13 protein-coding genes and 1 pseudogene are annotated in these 16,928 nt (G+C 57.0%); 7 read left to right on the top strand and 7 right to left on the bottom strand.

Annotated elements, in window-relative coordinates:
- Nucleotides 1-223: 223 nt before the first annotated feature.
- Nucleotides 224-955, bottom strand: coding sequence for a cytochrome c biogenesis CcdA family protein (locus BIND_RS11240; RefSeq protein ID WP_012385195.1), 732 nt, complete (start codon nt 953-955; stop codon nt 224-226).
- 100 nt (nt 956-1,055) lie between these two features.
- Entirely contained in the window at nt 1,056-2,618 is a 1,563-nt protein-coding gene (locus BIND_RS11235) for a bifunctional aminoglycoside phosphotransferase/ATP-binding protein (protein ID WP_012385194.1), read from the bottom strand.
- 170 nt (nt 2,619-2,788) lie between these two features.
- On the opposite strand from BIND_RS11235, the gene BIND_RS11230 reads away from it, so the two are divergent.
- The 4 genes from BIND_RS11230 to BIND_RS11215 all read left to right on the top strand — a co-directional run bounded on the left by BIND_RS11230 (nt 2,789) and on the right by BIND_RS11215 (nt 8,026).
- Nucleotides 2,789-3,622: a universal stress protein gene (locus BIND_RS11230; RefSeq protein WP_012385193.1), complete on the top strand. Its 834-nt coding sequence runs from the start codon at nt 2,789-2,791 to the stop codon at nt 3,620-3,622.
- Between the two features lie 208 nt (nt 3,623-3,830).
- Nucleotides 3,831-4,610, top strand: coding sequence for an HAD-IIB family hydrolase (locus BIND_RS11225; RefSeq protein ID WP_012385192.1), 780 nt, complete (start codon nt 3,831-3,833; stop codon nt 4,608-4,610).
- 205 nt (nt 4,611-4,815) lie between these two features.
- Nucleotides 4,816-6,771 carry a sigma-54-dependent Fis family transcriptional regulator gene (locus BIND_RS11220; RefSeq protein WP_012385191.1) on the top strand — a complete coding sequence of 652 codons (1,956 nt, stop codon included), beginning with the start codon at nt 4,816-4,818 and terminating at the stop codon, nt 6,769-6,771.
- Nucleotides 6,772-6,952: 181 nt separating this feature from the next.
- Nucleotides 6,953-8,026 carry a 2,3-butanediol dehydrogenase gene (locus BIND_RS11215; RefSeq protein ID WP_012385190.1) on the top strand — a complete coding sequence of 358 codons (1,074 nt, stop codon included), beginning with the start codon at nt 6,953-6,955 and terminating at the stop codon, nt 8,024-8,026.
- 317 nt (nt 8,027-8,343) lie between these two features.
- Here the strand turns inward: BIND_RS11215 and BIND_RS11210 are convergent, their stop codons facing one another.
- The 3 genes and pseudogenes from BIND_RS11210 to BIND_RS11205 form a co-directional block, all read right to left on the bottom strand.
- Complete coding sequence (locus BIND_RS11210) at nt 8,344-9,987, bottom strand: hypothetical protein (RefSeq protein ID WP_012385189.1); 1,644 nt, start codon at nt 9,985-9,987, stop codon at nt 8,344-8,346.
- Nucleotides 9,988-10,659: 672 nt separating this feature from the next.
- Nucleotides 10,660-10,809: pseudogene (locus BIND_RS21320) on the bottom strand (IS6 family transposase); the annotation flags it as partial.
- A gap of 24 nt (nt 10,810-10,833) precedes the next feature.
- Nucleotides 10,834-11,307 (bottom strand): MarR family winged helix-turn-helix transcriptional regulator, encoded by a 474-nt coding sequence (locus BIND_RS11205; protein WP_012385188.1) that lies wholly within the window; start codon nt 11,305-11,307, stop codon nt 10,834-10,836.
- Nucleotides 11,308-11,450: 143 nt separating this feature from the next.
- Between BIND_RS11205 and BIND_RS11200 the strand changes: the two genes are divergently transcribed.
- Nucleotides 11,451-11,822 (top strand): antibiotic biosynthesis monooxygenase family protein, encoded by a 372-nt coding sequence (locus BIND_RS11200; RefSeq protein ID WP_012385187.1) that lies wholly within the window; start codon nt 11,451-11,453, stop codon nt 11,820-11,822.
- Between the two features lie 6 nt (nt 11,823-11,828).
- Here the strand turns inward: BIND_RS11200 and BIND_RS11195 are convergent, their stop codons facing one another.
- Together BIND_RS11195 and BIND_RS11190 are read right to left on the bottom strand one after the other, a co-directional pair.
- Nucleotides 11,829-12,617 (bottom strand): enoyl-CoA hydratase/isomerase family protein, encoded by a 789-nt coding sequence (locus tag BIND_RS11195; RefSeq protein WP_012385186.1) that lies wholly within the window; start codon nt 12,615-12,617, stop codon nt 11,829-11,831.
- Nucleotides 12,614-13,852 carry a CaiB/BaiF CoA transferase family protein gene (locus tag BIND_RS11190; protein WP_050764160.1) on the bottom strand — a complete coding sequence of 413 codons (1,239 nt, stop codon included), beginning with the start codon at nt 13,850-13,852 and terminating at the stop codon, nt 12,614-12,616. The genes BIND_RS11195 and BIND_RS11190 overlap by 4 nt, the downstream gene beginning before the upstream one ends.
- Nucleotides 13,853-14,119: 267 nt before the next feature.
- On the opposite strand from BIND_RS11190, the gene BIND_RS11185 reads away from it, so the two are divergent.
- Together BIND_RS11185 and BIND_RS11180 are read left to right on the top strand one after the other, a co-directional pair.
- On the top strand, nt 14,120-15,487 hold the full coding sequence (locus tag BIND_RS11185; RefSeq protein ID WP_012385184.1) for an MFS transporter: 1,368 nt from the start codon (nt 14,120-14,122) through the stop codon (nt 15,485-15,487).
- On the top strand, nt 15,484-16,818 hold the full coding sequence (locus BIND_RS11180; RefSeq protein WP_012385183.1) for a glycerate kinase type-2 family protein: 1,335 nt from the start codon (nt 15,484-15,486) through the stop codon (nt 16,816-16,818). Before BIND_RS11185 ends, BIND_RS11180 begins: the two co-directional genes overlap by 4 nt.
- Nucleotides 16,819-16,928: the final 110 nt, after the last annotated feature.

Raw genomic sequence — 16,928 nt, 5'->3', positions numbered from 1 at the left:
GCCGTTTGGACCAGATCCGATCATCAAGATGATCACGAGCCTGGCCACCGGGAACGATCCTTAGACAGGACCGAGGGAATCGCGTGTGGAATGCCGCGCTTATGAGCCAAATCGACGCGCCGCGCAAGCTTTGGCTCATCGATTGCGGCAAGGAGGCTGGTTTAAGCTTGCAGATTATACGTCCGTGACACGGATTTGGGTCCGTTTGCCGGGCATCGCACTATCATCCCAAAGTGGCGAGTGCCGGAAATTTTTCCAAGAGCCAGAAGGAGATGGTCTGCAGCGAGCCTGTCAGAAAGGCGATGCCGGTGAGGACGAGACAGACGCCAACCACTTTTTCCATGATCCCGAAATAAGTCTTGAAGCGTTTCATGAACCGGATGAACGGCTCGATCATCGCTGCCGCGAACAGGAAAGGGACGCCAAGCCCAAAGGAATAAGCGGCCAGCAGAAGCGCGCCAGTACCGATTGTCTCCTGCGTTGCGGCGACGGCGAGAATGGCGGCAAGGATCGGTCCGATGCAGGGCGTCCAGCCGAAGGCGAAGGCCAGCCCCATAATATAGGCGCCCCAGACACCGAGCGGCTTTTGTACTGAAACACGCGCCTCGCGATAGAGCAGGGCGAATCGAAAAACCCCCAGAAAATGGAGACCCATGAGGATGATCGCCACGCCGGCCAGCATCGATAGAGGGTTGAGATAGGCTCGCAGCACCCGGCCGAAGGCCGAGGCTGTGGCGCCAAGGCCGACGAAGACCGTGCCGAAGCCAAGAACGAACAAGAGCGCGGCGAGCATGATGTCGCGCCGCGCCTGACGTTCCCGCAGCACCGCGACATCCTCGATCGTCGTGCCGGCGATGAAGGTCAGATAGGGCGGGACGAGAGGCAGGACGCAGGGGCTGAGAAAAGAAAACAGGCCGGCGAGCACAGCGGCGGAAAGCGTGACGTCATGAGTCATGGCTGCAGGCCTAAAAGATTCTAGAGAAAAGCGGAATTCACTTTAATTCAAACTTCGCGCTCAAAGGTGGCATTCAACCATAACACTCAACCATAGCGGCTCAAGCCGGGCATTCGAGACGGGCTTGGCAGATCTCCAAGGCTTGCCGGGCTGTTGTCGTGGCCTCATGGTCGGAAACAAGATGATGCCATTGGATGGCGCCTGTGTCGCGATCTCTTTGGGCAAGCACGATTGTCGCGTCAGCGTCGGATGCATCATTGCGCCGTGCCTCGACACGTTCGATCTGGCGTTCGAGGCTCGTTTCAAGCCAGAAGCCGAGAAAGGGGACATTCCCCTTCGCGGCAACGCGTTCGATTTCGGCGCGGTCATCCATCCGGTCAAAAACGGCATCGGCGACGACACCCTGGCCGAGATGCAAAATCGTCTCGGCCAGGGTCGTGATTCGCGCGTAGACGCGGGCTGAGACTTCCGGCGCATAGGCCTCGGGGGGCAGGCGCGTCTCAGCGCGAACACCGAATAATCCTTTGCGGATACGGTCGCTCGAAAGAACGCGGGCGCCAGGCGCCGGCCCGATCGCGGGTGCCAAGGCGGCGGCAAGTGTCGATTTGCCGGTTCCAGAAAGACCACCAATGCTGACCAGTGCAGCGGGTCGTGGATGCAGAAGCGCCTGGGCGAGGGCGAAATAAGAGAGGGCTTCGTTGGATCGGCCGAGCGTCGCCGCGACATGGGCGCGAATGGCCGCGCGCAGCGCCATGAAAAAGGGCATGGCGGTCAAGCCGTCGTCTTCGTCCATCTGATCTAGATAGCGGTTGAAAATCCAATTGGCTTCCCGCGCTAGGCCGCGATGCCAGAGATCCATCAGAAGAAAGGCGAGATCATAGAGAATATCGACACGCGCCATATCATCATCGAACTCGAGGCAATCAAACAACGTGGGTTCTCCCTCGAGGAGACAAATATTGCGCAGGTGCAGATCGCCGTGACAATGGCGGATCTTGCCCGCCTTGGCGCGATGATCGAGCAGACTTGCAAGCGCTGCCAGCCTGGCGCGAAAAGTTTGAGCGAGTGCCAAGGACGCTTGTGCGGGAATGATGCTATTGCTCGCGAAAGCCGCTTCGTTGAGGTCGATTATCCTGGCCAGCCGCGCTGTGGCGGTTTCATCGTCCCTTCCATTCGCGACAGTTTCGGCGGCGCGGTGAAAGGTCGCAATGGTCTGAGCGAGCTTGGTCAGGAGCGGGATGGGGAGGCCGCCCTGCTCGGCGTGATGGGCGAGCAGGGCGTCATCGTCGAACCGCCGCATATCCACGACGGCATCGACCAGAGGTCCCTTTCCGTCGATCTGTAAAGATCCGTCATTGTCCCGTGTAATGCGCCGTACACCCGAATAGAGAGTGGGCGCTGTGCGGCGATTGAGCGCCAATTCACGCTCGCAGGCGGCCAACCGCAGGGCCGGTGTGGAAAAATCGACATAGGGAAAATGGACTGCGCGTTTGAGCTTGATGGCGCGCTGTGCGTACAGAAAAATCAGCGAAATATGCGTCGCTATGGGGGGCCTGAGCGGCTTTTCGCCAAACGCTTTCTCCGATTGCAGGAACGCTATCGTCTCCGCCTGTCCGTCATCGTGGGTGTCATGGGCCAGTTCGCCTGGAGATACGGGCGGCATTTCTTTCCCTGCCATGTTCAAGATATGGTTGCCCTCTGTCCGAACGGATTGTCCAGCCAAACGTTAGACTATGATACATCTTGTACGAATCGAAAGAAGAACGGCTGATTCCGTCACTTTGTTTCGATGTGTTGGAATGGACGAAGCGGGTCAACTCCGGAGACAGACACATGAGTTATGCGGCTTTGATGGTCTATGTCGATATGCGCGAGGATGCCCCGGCGAGGATCAAGCTCGCGAGCAATCTGGCGGAAGTGTTCGACGCGACCTTGATCGGCATTGCGGGAAGCCTGCCCGAATTGCCCTCTGTCGATCCCTATGGCATGGGAGCGATGGTCGGTGAATTGATGACGCTCGAGCATGACCGGGCGCAGGCCGCGGTGCAGGAAGCAGCCGATCGGTTCAAGGACCTTGTCACCGGGCGCTCCATCAAGACCGAATGGCGGGGTGCGCTTTCCTATCCCGGCTCGCTCCTCGTCAAGGAGGCGCGCGCCGCCGATCTCATCATTCTCGGCCGTGAGGCAGGGGCGACCTATCCCTATAACGAACCCAATGTCGGTGATGTCCTGTTGAGCGCCGGCAGGCCCTTGTTGATCGTGCCGCAGGGCGTCGAAAAAGCGCCGGCTGGCAGTGCGGCCATTGTCGCCTGGAAAGAAACCAAGGAAGCACGGCGCGCTGTGCATGATGCCTTGCCTCTCCTGCGGCATATTCCCGATGTCACTGTCGTCGAGCTTTCGGAAAAGGACGATTTCGAAGAGGCTCAAGGTCATACCGAAGACGTGGTCGCTTTTCTCTCGCGTCACCGGATCAAGGCCACGGCCCTTGCCGAAGTTTTGGGGAAGAAATCGGCCCCCGAACGCTTGCTTGAAATCGCCAAGGAAAAGAAAGCGGACCTCATCGTCATGGGTGGCTACGGCCACGCCCGCCTGCGCGAGTGGACTTTTGGGGGCGTGACGCGCGATTTGTTGCAGACGAGCCCGCTCAGCATTCTGCTCAGCCATTAGAGCATGCTCTTTACCTCTCCATTTTGACGCATAATCCCTATCCAAAAAATTGGAAGCTTTTGGGGATTATACTCTAAGTTGTGACGGATACGACTAAGCGGCTGAAGCGATAACCCCGCAGCCGCTTTTTTTTATGGATTTGTCCAAAGGTCCGTCCATCCTGCTCCTGGCAAAATGAACGGGCTCCGAGGAATGGAGTAGGCCTTGCATGAAGGATTTGGCGACAGCGGATCGAACGATATTCACATCCGTCCGTTTCGTGCTGACGGACATGGATGAAACACTCACCTATAAAGGGCGCCTGGCGGCGCGGACCTATGAGGCCCTGGAGCGTTTGCAGAATGCCGGCGTGCGCGTGATTCCGGTAACGGGAGCTCCCGCGGGCTGGTGCGATCAAATGGCTCGTATGTGGCCTGTTGATGGCGTGATTGGCGAAAACGGTGGCTTATTCATCCAGCGTAGTCAGGACCATGGTGTCATCCGTCTCTACTGGCATAGTGAGACTGATCGCCCGCGTATTGCCGAGAGACTGGCCGCGATCGGGCGTGAAGTCCAACAGCAAGTTCCTTCGGCCCGCTGGGCGGATGATCAGCCTTTTCGTCTGACGAGCCTGGCTTTTGCGCGGCCCGATGACAGATCTGTTCGTGAAGAGATTCTTGCCACACTGCGTACTGCCGGTGCCGATACGACTGTCAATAATCTATGGGTCCTTGGCTGGCTTGGCGGCTATGACAAACTCACCATGGCGCGGCGTGTCATGGCGGATGTCTATGGCGTCAACATAGACGAGGAACGCGATGCGATCCTCTATTCCGGCGATTCCACCAATGATGCGCCCATGTTCGGATTCTTCAGGCATACAATTGGCATGAGTACGGTGCGGCACTATCTCGACGAGATACCAACACTGCCGGCCTGGATCACCGCCGGACCGGGAGGCGAGGGGTTTGTCGAGATAGCTGATGCTCTTCTTGTCGCGCGGGCGTAAAATAGCTTTTGCCTATCGGTGAGGCAGCCGAGCCTGCGTTCGGCGAGCCCTTCGAGCCTCATTCCTATCATCGATGATTGTCAGCAGTCTCAATGCCGGACTTGCAGCTTCCCGCGAGCCCGCTATTCTGCGCCCAAGCGTCGGCCTTTGCTCCTTGTGAGAAAAGAGAGAAGGGCGCAACGAGGGAACAGGGAGGAAGTCAGAAATGGCTGCGAGCCCGGCAATATTGTCCGCACGAAGAGCGGAGGGCGATCATATCGAGGAAATCGAGCGCGTCCTCTCCGGCGCGGTCTCGACGCGTGATAGCACGGTCGTGCGCTCCTGGTTGCGCTGTGTGGATGAGCATAAGCTCGATCCCGCCCGGCCGACGGAAGCCTATATCGTGCCGGAGACGCAATTGCGGGAGCATCGGGAGCAGTCGGAGCGCCTGATCGGCATTGCGCGGACCGGGCTCGAACATCTTTATCGTCAGGTGGCGGGCCAGAATTATGTGCTGCTGTTGGCCGATGCCCAGGGTGTAACCGTCGATTTTCTCGGCGATCCGGCATTTATGGACCCTTTGCGTGAGGCGGGTCTCATGCTCGGTTCGGAATGGTCGGAGGCACGGACCGGAACCTGCGGCGTTGGTTCCTGCATCGTTGCCGGCGAGGCGATGACGATCCATCAAAGCGATCATTTCGACACGACGCATACAAGGCTGAGTTGTACCGCCGCGCCGATCTTCGACACGAATGGCGCCCTCACGGCTGTTCTCGATATTTCACTCTTGCGTTCGCCTCAACCCAAGGTGAGTCAAACTCTGGCTTTGCATCTGGTGACGGCGTCCGCGCGCCGTATTGAACTCGCCAATCTGATGGCGCGGATGCGCTCCAACTGGGTGCTGCGTTTTTCCCGCTCGCCGGATTTTCTCGATGTTGATCCAGAAGCCGCCATTGCGCTCGACGGGTCGGGCCGTATTCTTGGCATGACGCATGGGGGCGCCATCTTGTTGGCGGGCGTCGCGGGGCTCGATTGGCGTGAAGCTGCCGGTATTATCGGCCAGCCTTTATCCTGTTTCTTCGATATGAGCGTTGATGACCTTCCAGCTTTTACCCGTGGCCGGGCGGCGGAGGAACGGATCCTCTTTGCCCGCGACGCCAGCGCGGTCTTTGTTCATGCCATCGAACCGGAGCGCCATCCCGCCAGCAAGCGGATGCCTGCTCCCATTCTGCCTCAATCCTTGCGGGGCCTGAGTGGAGGCGACAGTCAAATGGATGCCCTGCAAGCCAAGGCCGCCAAACTGGCCGGGACCGACATCCCCATTCTCCTCCAGGGCGAGACGGGGACAGGCAAGGAATATCTGGCGAGGGCCATTCATGAATGCCGTCCGGGCAATGGATCTTTCATTGCCGTGAATTGCGCTTCGATCCCGGAACAACTCATCGAAAGCGAATTGTTCGGATATGGGCCAGGGGCTTTCACTGGCGCCCTGGCGCGGGGAAAAAGGGGCCTGATCGAGGAAGCGGATGGGGGCACATTATTTCTTGATGAAATCGGCGATATGCCGCTGGCCTTGCAGGCCCGTCTGTTGCGCGTCCTGGCCGAACGGGAAGTGACACCCCTTGGACAATCGAAGCCGAAGACGGTTCGAATTAAAATCATTTCCGCATCGCATCGTGACCTCGGCCAACTCGTCGAGGAAGGGCGCTTTCGTGAGGATCTGTACTATCGCTTGAATGCCGCCGTTCTGACCTTGCCGGCGCTGCAGCAAAGAGAGGATTTCGATTGGCTCCTCGATCGTCTGATCCACCAGCGGGCCAGTGCGCAGAACAAACAGATACGGCTTGCTCCCGATGCGCGGTTGGCGCTCTCCCGCCACGGCTGGCCGGGCAATCTCCGCGAATTGGTGAATGTGATCGATGTCGCCCTTTCTCTCAACGAGGATGGTGTGATCACTGGCCAGGATCTGCCGGCATTGGCTCGAACGCCACCATCGCGTGAGACGCTAAATCAGCAAATTCCGTTTGAGGCAAAGCGATCCAAGAGTGCGCGTGCAAAGCTCGAAACGGCTTTGGCGGAATGCCAAGGCAATCTGTCTGAAGTTGCCCGCCGCCTCGATATCGACCGGACGACCGTCTATCGGCGCATCAAACGCCTCGGCCTTGTCATCTCGCGCCCGTAGAACGCCACATGTGGCATTTGCAATAGAGAGCGCTGTGGCAGATGCCACGGCAGGGGTTCGGCTCAAATAATAAAGATGAGTATTTTCAATAAAATAACAATAATGTAGTTCCCGGCACGGCCCTTGCCCAAAGGTAGAACCGCCCACGAAAAATAATGGGGCGGAATGCAGGAGGAAAAGGATGAAAGCGCTTCGCTTCCACGCTGCCAAGGATTTGCGTATCGAGGATATTCCGGCGCCGCCGCCGACGCCTGGGCCGGGAGAGGTGCTGGTCAAGAACCGTTTCTGCGGTATTTGCGGGACCGATCTGCATGAATATGTGTCTGGTCCGATTTTCATTCCGGTCGAACCGCATCCCTTTACCAAAGTGTCTGGTCCGCAGATCCTGGGGCATGAATTCGGCGGCGAGGTCGTGGCCGTGGGGCCAGGGGTCACCTCGGCCAAGCCGGGCGATCGCGTCTCGATCCAGCCGCTTCTCATGCCGCGTTCCGGGGATTATTTCTCTGATCGGGGTCTGTTCCATCTGAGCCCCGTACTCGCACTCGTCGGGTTGAGCTGGCAATGGGGCGGCATGGCGGAATATGCTCTGGTGAACGACTACAACATCCATGTGATTCCGAACGAGATGACGGATGAAGAAGCGGCATTGGTCGAGCCGACAGCCGTTGCCGTTTATGCTTGTGACCGTGGCGGTGTCACAGCCGGTTCAAGCGTGCTCGTCACGGGCGCAGGCCCAATTGGCATGCTCACTTTGCTCGCAGCGAGGGCGGCTGGCGCGACACAACTCTTTCTGTCCGATCTCAACGAAACACGGCTACAGATTGCCAAATTCATTCTTCCTGATGTGATTACTCTCAACCCTAAAAAGGATAATGTCGGTGATCGTGTGCGTGAAGAGAGCGAAGGCAAGGTTGGTTGCGATGTCGCGATCGAGTGCGTTGGCAATGAACATGCCTTGAAAGCCTGCGCGGATGCCGTGCGTAAACAAGGTGTCGTCGTGCAGACCGGATTGCATCCCGGAGAAAACCCCCTCAACTGGTTCAATGTTACCTTCAAGGATATCGATATTCGGGGGTCCTGGGCCTATCCCACCCATTATTGGCCTCGCGTCAGCCGCTTGATCGCTTCCAAACAATTGCCGGCCCAAAAGGTTGTCACCAAGCGCATTAAGCTGGATCAGGCGGTCAAAGAGGGCTTCGACGCGCTTCTCGACCCAGCCGGTCAACAATTGAAGATCCTGATCGATCTCGCCTGATAGGGGGATCTGTTGTCGGATTGCCACTAACTACGCGACTTGAGTGCTTTTTGAGGTGAAGCATTAACTTGAGACAAAATTTCCTATTTTGTCTCAAGTAAGCTCCTTATTTGAGGCAATCAGACACTTAGTTTAGCGGGCTTTTTTGATGCTGACAGTCCCGCACCGAACTGTGTTTCGATGCCCAATTAATCGTGTGCGTCAGATTCACCAGCGGACCAGGATCTGATCTAGCCGGGCTCAAAACAGATCCTGCTAGAGATCAAAATAATGTTTTCATCGGCCGAGAACTCCCCGCACTTATCGACTTCAGAATGTTAGAGCGCGTTGAGGAAATTCACGAGATCCTTTTGTTCCTGTATCGTCAGGCCAATATTGAAGCGCTTGTTATAGAAATAAACGACATCGCCCAATGTTGCCGCAGACCCATTGGAGAAATAGGGTGCGTGTGCCGCCAAGGCCCGCAGCGGTGGCACCGACGTCCGGCCGATATCGGCGCATTTGCCAGTGATCAGAGCCTTGCCCGGATCATTGGTGAGGACAACCGAACCATGGTAAACGGTGGATGCGCCATTCTTACAGGTGAGCTTGAAAATCGGCAGCGTTGTTGAAGGCGCCGGCCCATTGTCGCTCACTGAGTCGCCGACCGTCCCAATGTCATGCTGAGCCGTGACGAAAGTGTCGGTTCCGGCATTGCGCTGACTATGGCAGGTGGAACAAGTTCCAGAAAAATTGTTACCCACGGCCGCAATATTGGTGAAGCCCGCGACATTGTTGATGATAAATTGTCGATTATTGAAGAGGTTCATTCCCCGGTAGATCGATGCCCGCTGCAGCGCCTGCATGCCACTGGCCGCGCTCCAGGCATTGTAGATATTGAAAGTCGGGGTCAGCACAGGGAAGTTGCCCGCCGTCTGTTGGGAGAGGTTCACCGGGCCGCCGAGCGCGCCGTCAGCGTTGAGACTACCCGCCGAATAATCATAAGCCTGCGCGCTGAAAAAGCCGGTTTCAAAGGCAACGATTTGTGCAAGCTGAGTGGCTGTGGGTGCCTGAGTTGCTTGCGCATGCCCTAAAGTCGCGTTGATGGCCTGACTTTGCAGCGTGGGTTCGCGACCATCCCACATGATGTTGCCGCTTTGGCAAAGACCCGTAAAGGGATCTGTCGGCTGTCGTGCTCCGGTGATTCCATCGGCGCAAAGGAAAGTGTTGCCGGGGATGGCCCCATTCGGGTTGGCACCCGTCTGGGTTACGAATTTGAGATTGGTCGATATGAGCGGGCGGCGGTAGACGGAGACCATCTGCACGGTCTTGCTGGTCGTTGGATCGATGCTTTGGGCATAGGCTGAAAGCGTGTTGCATCCATTCGGATCACTCGACACTGTGAGAGTGTATTCGGCATTGGCGGGAACCGGCAGGAAGATTCGGAATAGACCTCTGTTCAGTAAAAGTTTGTGATTGCTTGGTTGATTCGGGCAGTCGGCACCATCGACTGCGGCAAAAACCGGATCGCGCCCAAGGCTGGCGGAGAATATCTGCTGAAGAGCGGCCGTGCTGACGCTCATGCCGCTGGCTGGCTGATGGCAGGAAAAGCATGTGCGCCCGTTATTTCCAAGCGACTGGAAAAAGGCGTTTTCCGATGTAAGTGTCGAACCGCCCGGTTGATAGCTGCCGAGCCAGCCCGTAAAATTTTGGTCCTGACTACTTTGCGGAATTACCTTTGGCGGCAGTGTTCCCGGCGAGGTCGGCACACTCGTTGCTGTCGGAATACTGAGCGCCTGGTACAATACAGGAGGAAACCAGCTCGGCGGCTTTACGGGCAGAGTCGTAATGAGAGATTTGACGGCGTCAGGACTGGCGGTTTGAGCCTCAGCGATACCTATTGGAACGTAAACAGCCCCAGCTATCATCCCGGCGGCGGCGCTAGCTCGCAGAATGGGCCAATTTTGCATAATCTTACGCATGGTTTCCCACCCCATTATTCAATTGAGGCCAATCGCTAGATTGATTCGTATGCGTCAGATTTCCGCGATAAGGAAGGCGCTTAAAATTCCAACGAAAAAAATGCATATTAATCATTGTCATCAAATATATCGCGGAATACTAGAGCATATATCCGGAAACGCTCCACCAAGAAAAATCAAAGTATTTTCAAAGCAGTGACATTGCGAAGCGATTCGTTGTTATCGGAAAAAGCTTTAAGGTCATGCCTTAATACAATTACATGTTTACACTATGATATTAAAAAAATTACCATCATGAGATTGTGTGATTTTTGTAGCCTATGCAAGTCACTTTGAGATATGACTTTTATCCATGTTTTTGTGCTCACGACCGACTTGACAATACAGGTTTCTCACACACACGAACGAGTTCGTCTAGGTCGAGTGCCAGGATATGAAGCGACATGAAATCGAGCGATACAACGGGTATCGTGTAAGGTCTCGATCCAACCTTCAAAGGAAAGCACACTATCTATCCCTAGCGCACTCTGAGCCCATCGACAAATGCACCATACTCTTCAATCTGACTATCGATGGATCTAATCACGACAATGACCAGCCAAGCTGAGGCCCGGGGCGGGCGCGCCGCAAACTTTGTATGCGATGACAAAGAGGCATCGGCAGGCTTGATTTTTACGTTTTGTTAACTTCCTGGAGTCTGAAACAGACAGAGAGCAGGTCGTTCTGTTCACGCATAATCCATAGGCCGATGAAGCCGAAGCCCTTGCGCAGCTATAGCATGGCCTCGAACCCCTTGATGGTCCGCCTGGCGGTGACGACAGATTGGACGCAGCCGACTTTCGTCAGCTAATCCTTGTTCGATTTCGTTCGGCTCAAGTCGCTTTGGCTATCGATTTCTTCCAGCGATCCGATGATCGTCTTCAGCGTAGCTAGAAATGGCTTGCGTTCATGCTCGGGAATATCAGCCAATGCTTCGGAATTGACGGCTAGAACCGCTTGCTTGACCATTTCTGCCTTTTGCATGGCAAGCGGCGTCAAAGAGAACAGAAAGCCCCGGCCATCCTGTGGATCTGGCTGGCGTTCGACGAGGCCATCACGTTCCATGCGTGACAATGTAGCCGCCATGGTTGGTTGCTCGATCGAGGCCGCCTTGACCAGGGCTTTTTGCGAAAGCGCTTCACCATTGCCGAGCGCGAAAAAAACCGGGAGCTGACCGGACGAGACGCCGAACTCGCGCAAGCGTCGGTCGATGGCGCGCGCGAAGAGCCGCGCTGCCCAATTAGTCAAATAGCCTGCCGAGGCCGCTCGTTCGAAAGGCATTTATATCGCTTGCTATGTTAATAGATCGTCTGCTATATAAATATGCCAGAACGAATCTGGCAATGACAGAAAGGATTGATTGGAAACGGCTGTCGGGCCGCCAATTTCGTTTTTGCGAGTTGTTATCCCAAAAGGAGCACATCATGCCGAAATTCGTTGAACTTGATGACGCTGTCACGCTGCATGATCAATTGAACGTCAGTGACGGTGAACCCGTCATTCTCGTCAATCTGTTCCATGTGGCGGCGCAAGATGTCGATCAACTCCTCCGAGCCTGGGCGGATGATGCCGCATTCTTTAAGGCACAGCCAGGCTTTATTTCGACGCAGCTTCATCGCGGAATCGCGGGCAGTTGTACCTTTTTGAATTATGCAATCTGGGAAAGTGTAGAAGCCTTCCGGACGGCCTTCGGCAATCCGGTTTTCCAATCAAAGCTTGCAGCCTATCCGTCAAGCGCGACCGCCTCGCCGCATCTTTTCCGCAAGCTCGCGGTTGCCAATATTTGCGTGGCCTGAATCGGATCAGCGCCCCTGCCAGTCGGTCTTGTTCTTGGAGCCGAAAGCCGCTACGGCGCGATGGAAATCCTCGCTGCCGTAGCAGGCATGGATCAGGTCGGAGATATCAGGGTCGGATGCCTGTACAAGGCGACGTAATGTTTCTCGACTCGCCTTGATGGTTAAGGGCGCGTGTTCCAACAGACGATTGCAGAGTCTTGTGACTTCGCCATCAAGTTGTTCCGGCGTCGCCACTGTTTCCAGATAGCCGATCGCGGCCAATTGCTCAGCCGTGGGCATTTCGGCGAGCAGCAGCATCCGCTTGACCCAGGATATTCCCAAAGCCGCGACTAACCGGCGTACATTCGCGGCGGAAAGACAATTCCCCAATGTCCGGGCGATGGGTACACCGAAACGCGCTCCGGTGGCGGAGAGACGGATGTCGCAGGCATTGGCGATGGCGAGACCGCCGCCGACCGCATAACCTTCAACGACTGCGATCGTCGGCACGCGAAGGTTCTCCAAGGTCGCGATAAAACGATCGACCTTGGCTTCATAGGCGACGCCGTCATCGCCCGTGAACGTCTGGAATTGCGCAATATCGGTTCCGGCGACAAAGGCCTTGCCGCCAGCGCCGCGCAAGACGGCGACACGGATGCTTGGATCGGCATCGATCGCCGCGCAGGCCGTGGCCAAGTCATCATACATCGCCCAGGTCATCGCATTGCGGGCGGATTGATGATCGAACACAATATAAGCGATCGCACCCTCGACATTGAGGGTCACGCGTCCCGGGTTGGCAATCGGCGCATTCATAGTGAGAAGGCTCCCTGAGCGCGTAATTCTTCCAAGCTCTCCGGCTCGAGACCGAGCTCGACGAGCACTTCATCCGTATGCTCGCCGAGCAGCGGCGGATGCATGCGAATCTGTTGCGGTGTTCCCGTCAGTTTGACCGGAAAACCGATATTGGGCACTTTGCCTTCGACAGGATGATCAATCTCGAGACGCATCTGACGATGGCGGCCGTGTTCGCTTTCAAAGGCTTGCGGGTAAGTGTGCATATGCCCCGCCGGTATTCCGATGTCGAGCAGGCGCTTCACCCATTCGTCTCTTGATCGGGTGATGAATGTCTTTTCGAGTTCCGTGATGAGAATGTCCCGATTGGCGAGACGTGACGGAATATCCGTGTAGCGTGGATCATCGAGCAGGTCTTCACGGCCCAGTTCCTGACAGAGCAGACGCCAGAGTTTCTGGTTCGTCGCGCCCATGACGAAATAGCCGTCCGCTGCCTTCACGGCTTGATAGGGCGCGCTCATGCGGTTGGCTGTGCCGAGCGGCTCCGGCACGCGGCCGGTGCCCCAATATTCTGAAATGTCCCAAATGGAAAAGGCCATGGCCGCCTCGAACAGCGAGGCATCGATGAATTGTCCGCGTCCCGTGGATTTGCAGCCGATATAGGCAGCGAGGATCGCATAGGTCGCAAAGAGGGCGCAGCCGATATCGGCGACGGGGACGCCGGCCTTCACGGGCGGGCCACCCGGATGGCCGGTGACACTCATGACGCCGGACATGGCCTGCGCCATCAAATCAAAGCCGGGGCGATCCGCCCAGGGCCCACTCTGTCCGAAGCCGGAAATGCTTGCATAGACGAGGCGGGGATTGATTGCCGAAAGAGTCTCGTAATCGATATCAAGTTTCTTCACGACGCCGGGCCGGTAATTTTCGACGACAATATCGGCCTTTTCCACCAGTTTGAGGAAGGTCGCTTTTCCAGCCGGATTTTTGAGATTGAGCGTCAGGCTTCTCTTGTTCCGATTGAGATTCAAGAACCCCATACTGTCATTGCCCTTGAGCTTGAAGCCCATGGCGCCACGCGTCTGATCACCCGTCTCGGGTGGTTCGATCTTGATAACATCGGCGCCCAGATCGGCGAGCAGCATGGTGCAGAAGGGTCCGGCCATGACCTGCGTGACATCGAGAACCCTGATCCCCGCGAGCGGCAGTGGCCTTGTATCAGCGGGCGGGGAATCGGGTTCTTCGATTGTGTCCATGCTGGCGCCCTCCGTATCTTGGGCCTGGGATGCATGTTCCATGAAGATAGCCTCCTTCCTCGTCTTTTGTTTTAGTCCAAAAAATGAATTCATTATTCATAATTGATTGAATGGCTCTTGGCAAACTGCCATTCGTATAATGAATTATGAATTCATTTTTGTTGACGGTCTGCCAGCCGCCGATTAGCACTAGAGGCTCTCGCGAAGGATCGGGGTGAAGCACCGGTCCGTATGACGAGACGACAAAAATAAAGGCAGGAGAGGAAAATGGCTGCTGGATTTCAGGGAGGCCTGGTTCAGGCCGCCAAGCGAACGGCCACGACGACCACGGGACGCGTCTTCGGCTTGATCTGCTTGATGTATTTCATCACTTACGTCGACCGCGTGAATGTCTCGACTCTGGCGCCGTTGATGTCGAAGGAATTGGGGCTTTCCAATATTCAACTCGGGTTGGTTCTCTCGGCTTTCGGCTATCCTTATGCGCTGTTGCAAATTCTCGGTGGCACCGCGGCCGACAAATTTGGTGCGCGCAAAACCTTGACGATCTGCGGCGGCATCTGGGCTCTCTCCACGATCGCGACCGGATTTGTCGGTGGTCTTTTCTCCTTGCTCCTGGTGCGGATTTTCGTCGGGATCGGCGAGGGCGCAACTTTTCCCGCCGCCACGCGGGCGATGGCGTCCTGGGTACCGGAAAGCCGGCGCGGCTATGCACAGGGCATGGTTCATTCGGCTTCGCGTCTGGCCAATGCGATCACGCCGCCTCTGGTCATTCTCATCGCCGCCTATCTCGGCTGGCGCGGCGCCTTTCTGGCGCTTGGCTGCGTGAGCATGGTTTGGGTCCTGGCCTGGCTTTTCTATTTCCGGGACAATCCTCGTGATCACACTGGGGTATCGTTGCAGGAAATCGCGCTGCTGCCTGAGCCGCGACAGAAGACGCAGGCGGGCGCCGTGAAAGTGCCATGGGGACCTTTGACGCGCGCCATGATGCCGACGACGCTCGTCTATTTCTGCTATAATTGGACATTCTGGCTCTATATCACCTGGCTACCGAGCTATTTCGTGCAGGCCTATGGCCTCGAGCTGAAACATATGGCCGCTTTCACCTTCGCGATTTTTGCAGCCGGCGTCGTCGGTGACACATTGGGAGGTGTGTTGACGGATTTCGTGTATCATCGGACGGGTGATCTTCCGGCGTCGCGTCGCCTTGTTGTCGTCTTCAGTCTCATCGCTTCGATGATTTGCTTGATCCCGGCTTTGTTCGTGCACGATCTCGTGACGATCGGTTTCTCCTTGGCCTCGGCTTTCTTCTTCCTTGAACTGACGGTTGGGCCGATCTGGGCGGTGCCCATGGATATTGCGCCCCATTTTTCGGGCACAGCCAGTGGCATCATGAACACGGGCTCGGCAATCGCCGGTATTGTGTCACCGATCGCTTTCGGCTTGGTGATCGATCTTACGCACAGCTACACTTTGCCTTTCTATGGGTCGGTGCTGTTGTTGATGATCGGTGCCTGCATCGCCTTCTTCTTCATGCCGAGCCGAGGGCTTGTCGCGTCTTCGGCCACCGAAAACGCGACGACGGGGCAGGCCAATTCGCCCAGGATCAGCACCATGCGGGATGTGGCCGGCCAATGAGCACTAGACAGCAATCCATCCCATCTTCTGTCCTGGCAGGGCAGAGGAAATGGTCAGATGAAGAGGCGCGTGGATTCGTGCGCCGTCTCTTTGATGCCGCCGTCGCTTCGGCCGATCCGCTGCATGTTCTGGCAGCGCATTTGCCCGATCCACCCCGCTTGGGGCGCTGTGTCGTGGTTGGCGCGGGCAAATCGGCTGCCACAATGGCTGCCGCTTTGGAACGGGCTTGGCCCGACGTGGACCTTTCGGGCCTCGTCGTGACCCGTTACGGCCATGCGGTCCCCACCCAGCGGATCGAAGTGATCGAAGCTGCCCATCCCGTCCCCGATGACCGCAGTGAACATGCCGCGCGACGCATGCTCGCCGCCGTTTCCGGCCTGAAAGAAGGCGATCTAGTGATCGCGCTGATCTCCGGCGGAGGCTCGTCGTTGCTGGCTCTTCCCCGGCCGGGCTTGAGCCTTGCCGATAAGCAGGCCGTCAACCGTGCTTTGCTGCATAGCGGTGCGACCATCGCGGAAATGAATCTCATCCGCAAGCAATTGTCGGCGATCAAGGGCGGTAGGCTCGCCGCTGCCGCCGCGCCGGCGCGCGTTATGACGCTCGCCATCAGTGACGTGCCAGGGGACGATCCGGCAACTATTGCCAGCGGGCCGACCGTGCCCGAACGCTTTGACGCCGAGGCTATTGGCGAAATTTTGGCGCGCTACAAGCTGGATCTGCCACCGCATGTGATGAAGGCATTGAGTGATGGGCCTGCCGGACGACCGGCGCTTAACGATCTGCCACCCGTCGATTTCAGGATGATCGCCACTCCGGCCATGGCGCTTGCGGCTTGCGCGGCCACGGCGCGGGCTCATGGCGTGACGCCGATCATTCTTGGCGATGCGCTGGAAGGTGAAAGCCGCGAGGTCGGGACGGTCATGGCCGGGATTGCCCGCAGTGTGAGGGATTATGGTCAGCCGGTTGAGGCTCCCGCCGTGCTTTTGTCAGGCGGTGAGACGACGGTTTCGATCGGTATGACCCCTCCTGGCCGTGGGGGACGCAACACGGAATTCCTGGCGGGGCTCGCGGTCGCTTTGGCTGGTGCGCGCGGCATTTGGGCCATTGCGGGGGATACGGATGGCATTGATGGGACGGAAGATGCGGCGGGCGCTATCGTTGCGCCCGATACATTGATCCGCGCCGAGGCGAAGGGGTTGAATGCGCGCGACTATCTCTCGCGCCATGATAGCTATTCATTGTTTCAGGCCCTCGGGGATCTGGTCGTGACGGGTCCGACCTTGACCAATGTCAACGATATCCGTGCCATCTTAATCATGCCGAAGGGATAATCGGCGATGGCCATTCTTGATTCCCGCGTGGATGAGGCTAGATCAATTCCGTGCGAGCAGCATCGGCCGTCTCGTCATTTCAAACAACGGCAGGAAACAGGACCGACGTC

The sequence above is a fragment of the Beijerinckia indica subsp. indica ATCC 9039 genome, from assembly GCF_000019845.1.
Lineage (GTDB): Bacteria > Pseudomonadota > Alphaproteobacteria > Rhizobiales > Beijerinckiaceae > Beijerinckia > Beijerinckia indica.
The sequence above is the reverse complement of the archived record's forward strand: the minus strand, read 5'-3'. Positions and strand labels throughout refer to the sequence as shown.

What these genes read in the sequence shown, in the direction of transcription:
- BIND_RS11240 (WP_012385195.1), bottom strand. Translation starts at nt 955, where the DNA reads ATGACTCATGACGTCACGCTTTCCGCCGCTGTGCTCGCCGGCCTGTTT.
- BIND_RS11235 (WP_012385194.1), bottom strand. Translation starts at nt 2,618, where the DNA reads ATGCCGCCCGTATCTCCAGGCGAACTGGCCCATGACACCCACGATGAC.
- BIND_RS11230 (WP_012385193.1), top strand. Translation starts at nt 2,789, where the DNA reads ATGAGTTATGCGGCTTTGATGGTCTATGTCGATATGCGCGAGGATGCC.
- BIND_RS11225 (WP_012385192.1), top strand. Translation starts at nt 3,831, where the DNA reads ATGAAGGATTTGGCGACAGCGGATCGAACGATATTCACATCCGTCCGT.
- BIND_RS11220 (WP_012385191.1), top strand. Translation starts at nt 4,816, where the DNA reads ATGGCTGCGAGCCCGGCAATATTGTCCGCACGAAGAGCGGAGGGCGAT.
- BIND_RS11215 (WP_012385190.1), top strand. Translation starts at nt 6,953, where the DNA reads ATGAAAGCGCTTCGCTTCCACGCTGCCAAGGATTTGCGTATCGAGGAT.
- BIND_RS11210 (WP_012385189.1), bottom strand. Translation starts at nt 9,987, where the DNA reads ATGCGTAAGATTATGCAAAATTGGCCCATTCTGCGAGCTAGCGCCGCC.
- BIND_RS11205 (WP_012385188.1), bottom strand. Translation starts at nt 11,307, where the DNA reads ATGCCTTTCGAACGAGCGGCCTCGGCAGGCTATTTGACTAATTGGGCA.
- BIND_RS11200 (WP_012385187.1), top strand. Translation starts at nt 11,451, where the DNA reads ATGCCGAAATTCGTTGAACTTGATGACGCTGTCACGCTGCATGATCAA.
- BIND_RS11195 (WP_012385186.1), bottom strand. Translation starts at nt 12,617, where the DNA reads ATGAATGCGCCGATTGCCAACCCGGGACGCGTGACCCTCAATGTCGAG.
- BIND_RS11190 (WP_050764160.1), bottom strand. Translation starts at nt 13,852, where the DNA reads ATGGACACAATCGAAGAACCCGATTCCCCGCCCGCTGATACAAGGCCA.
- BIND_RS11185 (WP_012385184.1), top strand. Translation starts at nt 14,120, where the DNA reads ATGGCTGCTGGATTTCAGGGAGGCCTGGTTCAGGCCGCCAAGCGAACG.
- BIND_RS11180 (WP_012385183.1), top strand. Translation starts at nt 15,484, where the DNA reads ATGAGCACTAGACAGCAATCCATCCCATCTTCTGTCCTGGCAGGGCAG.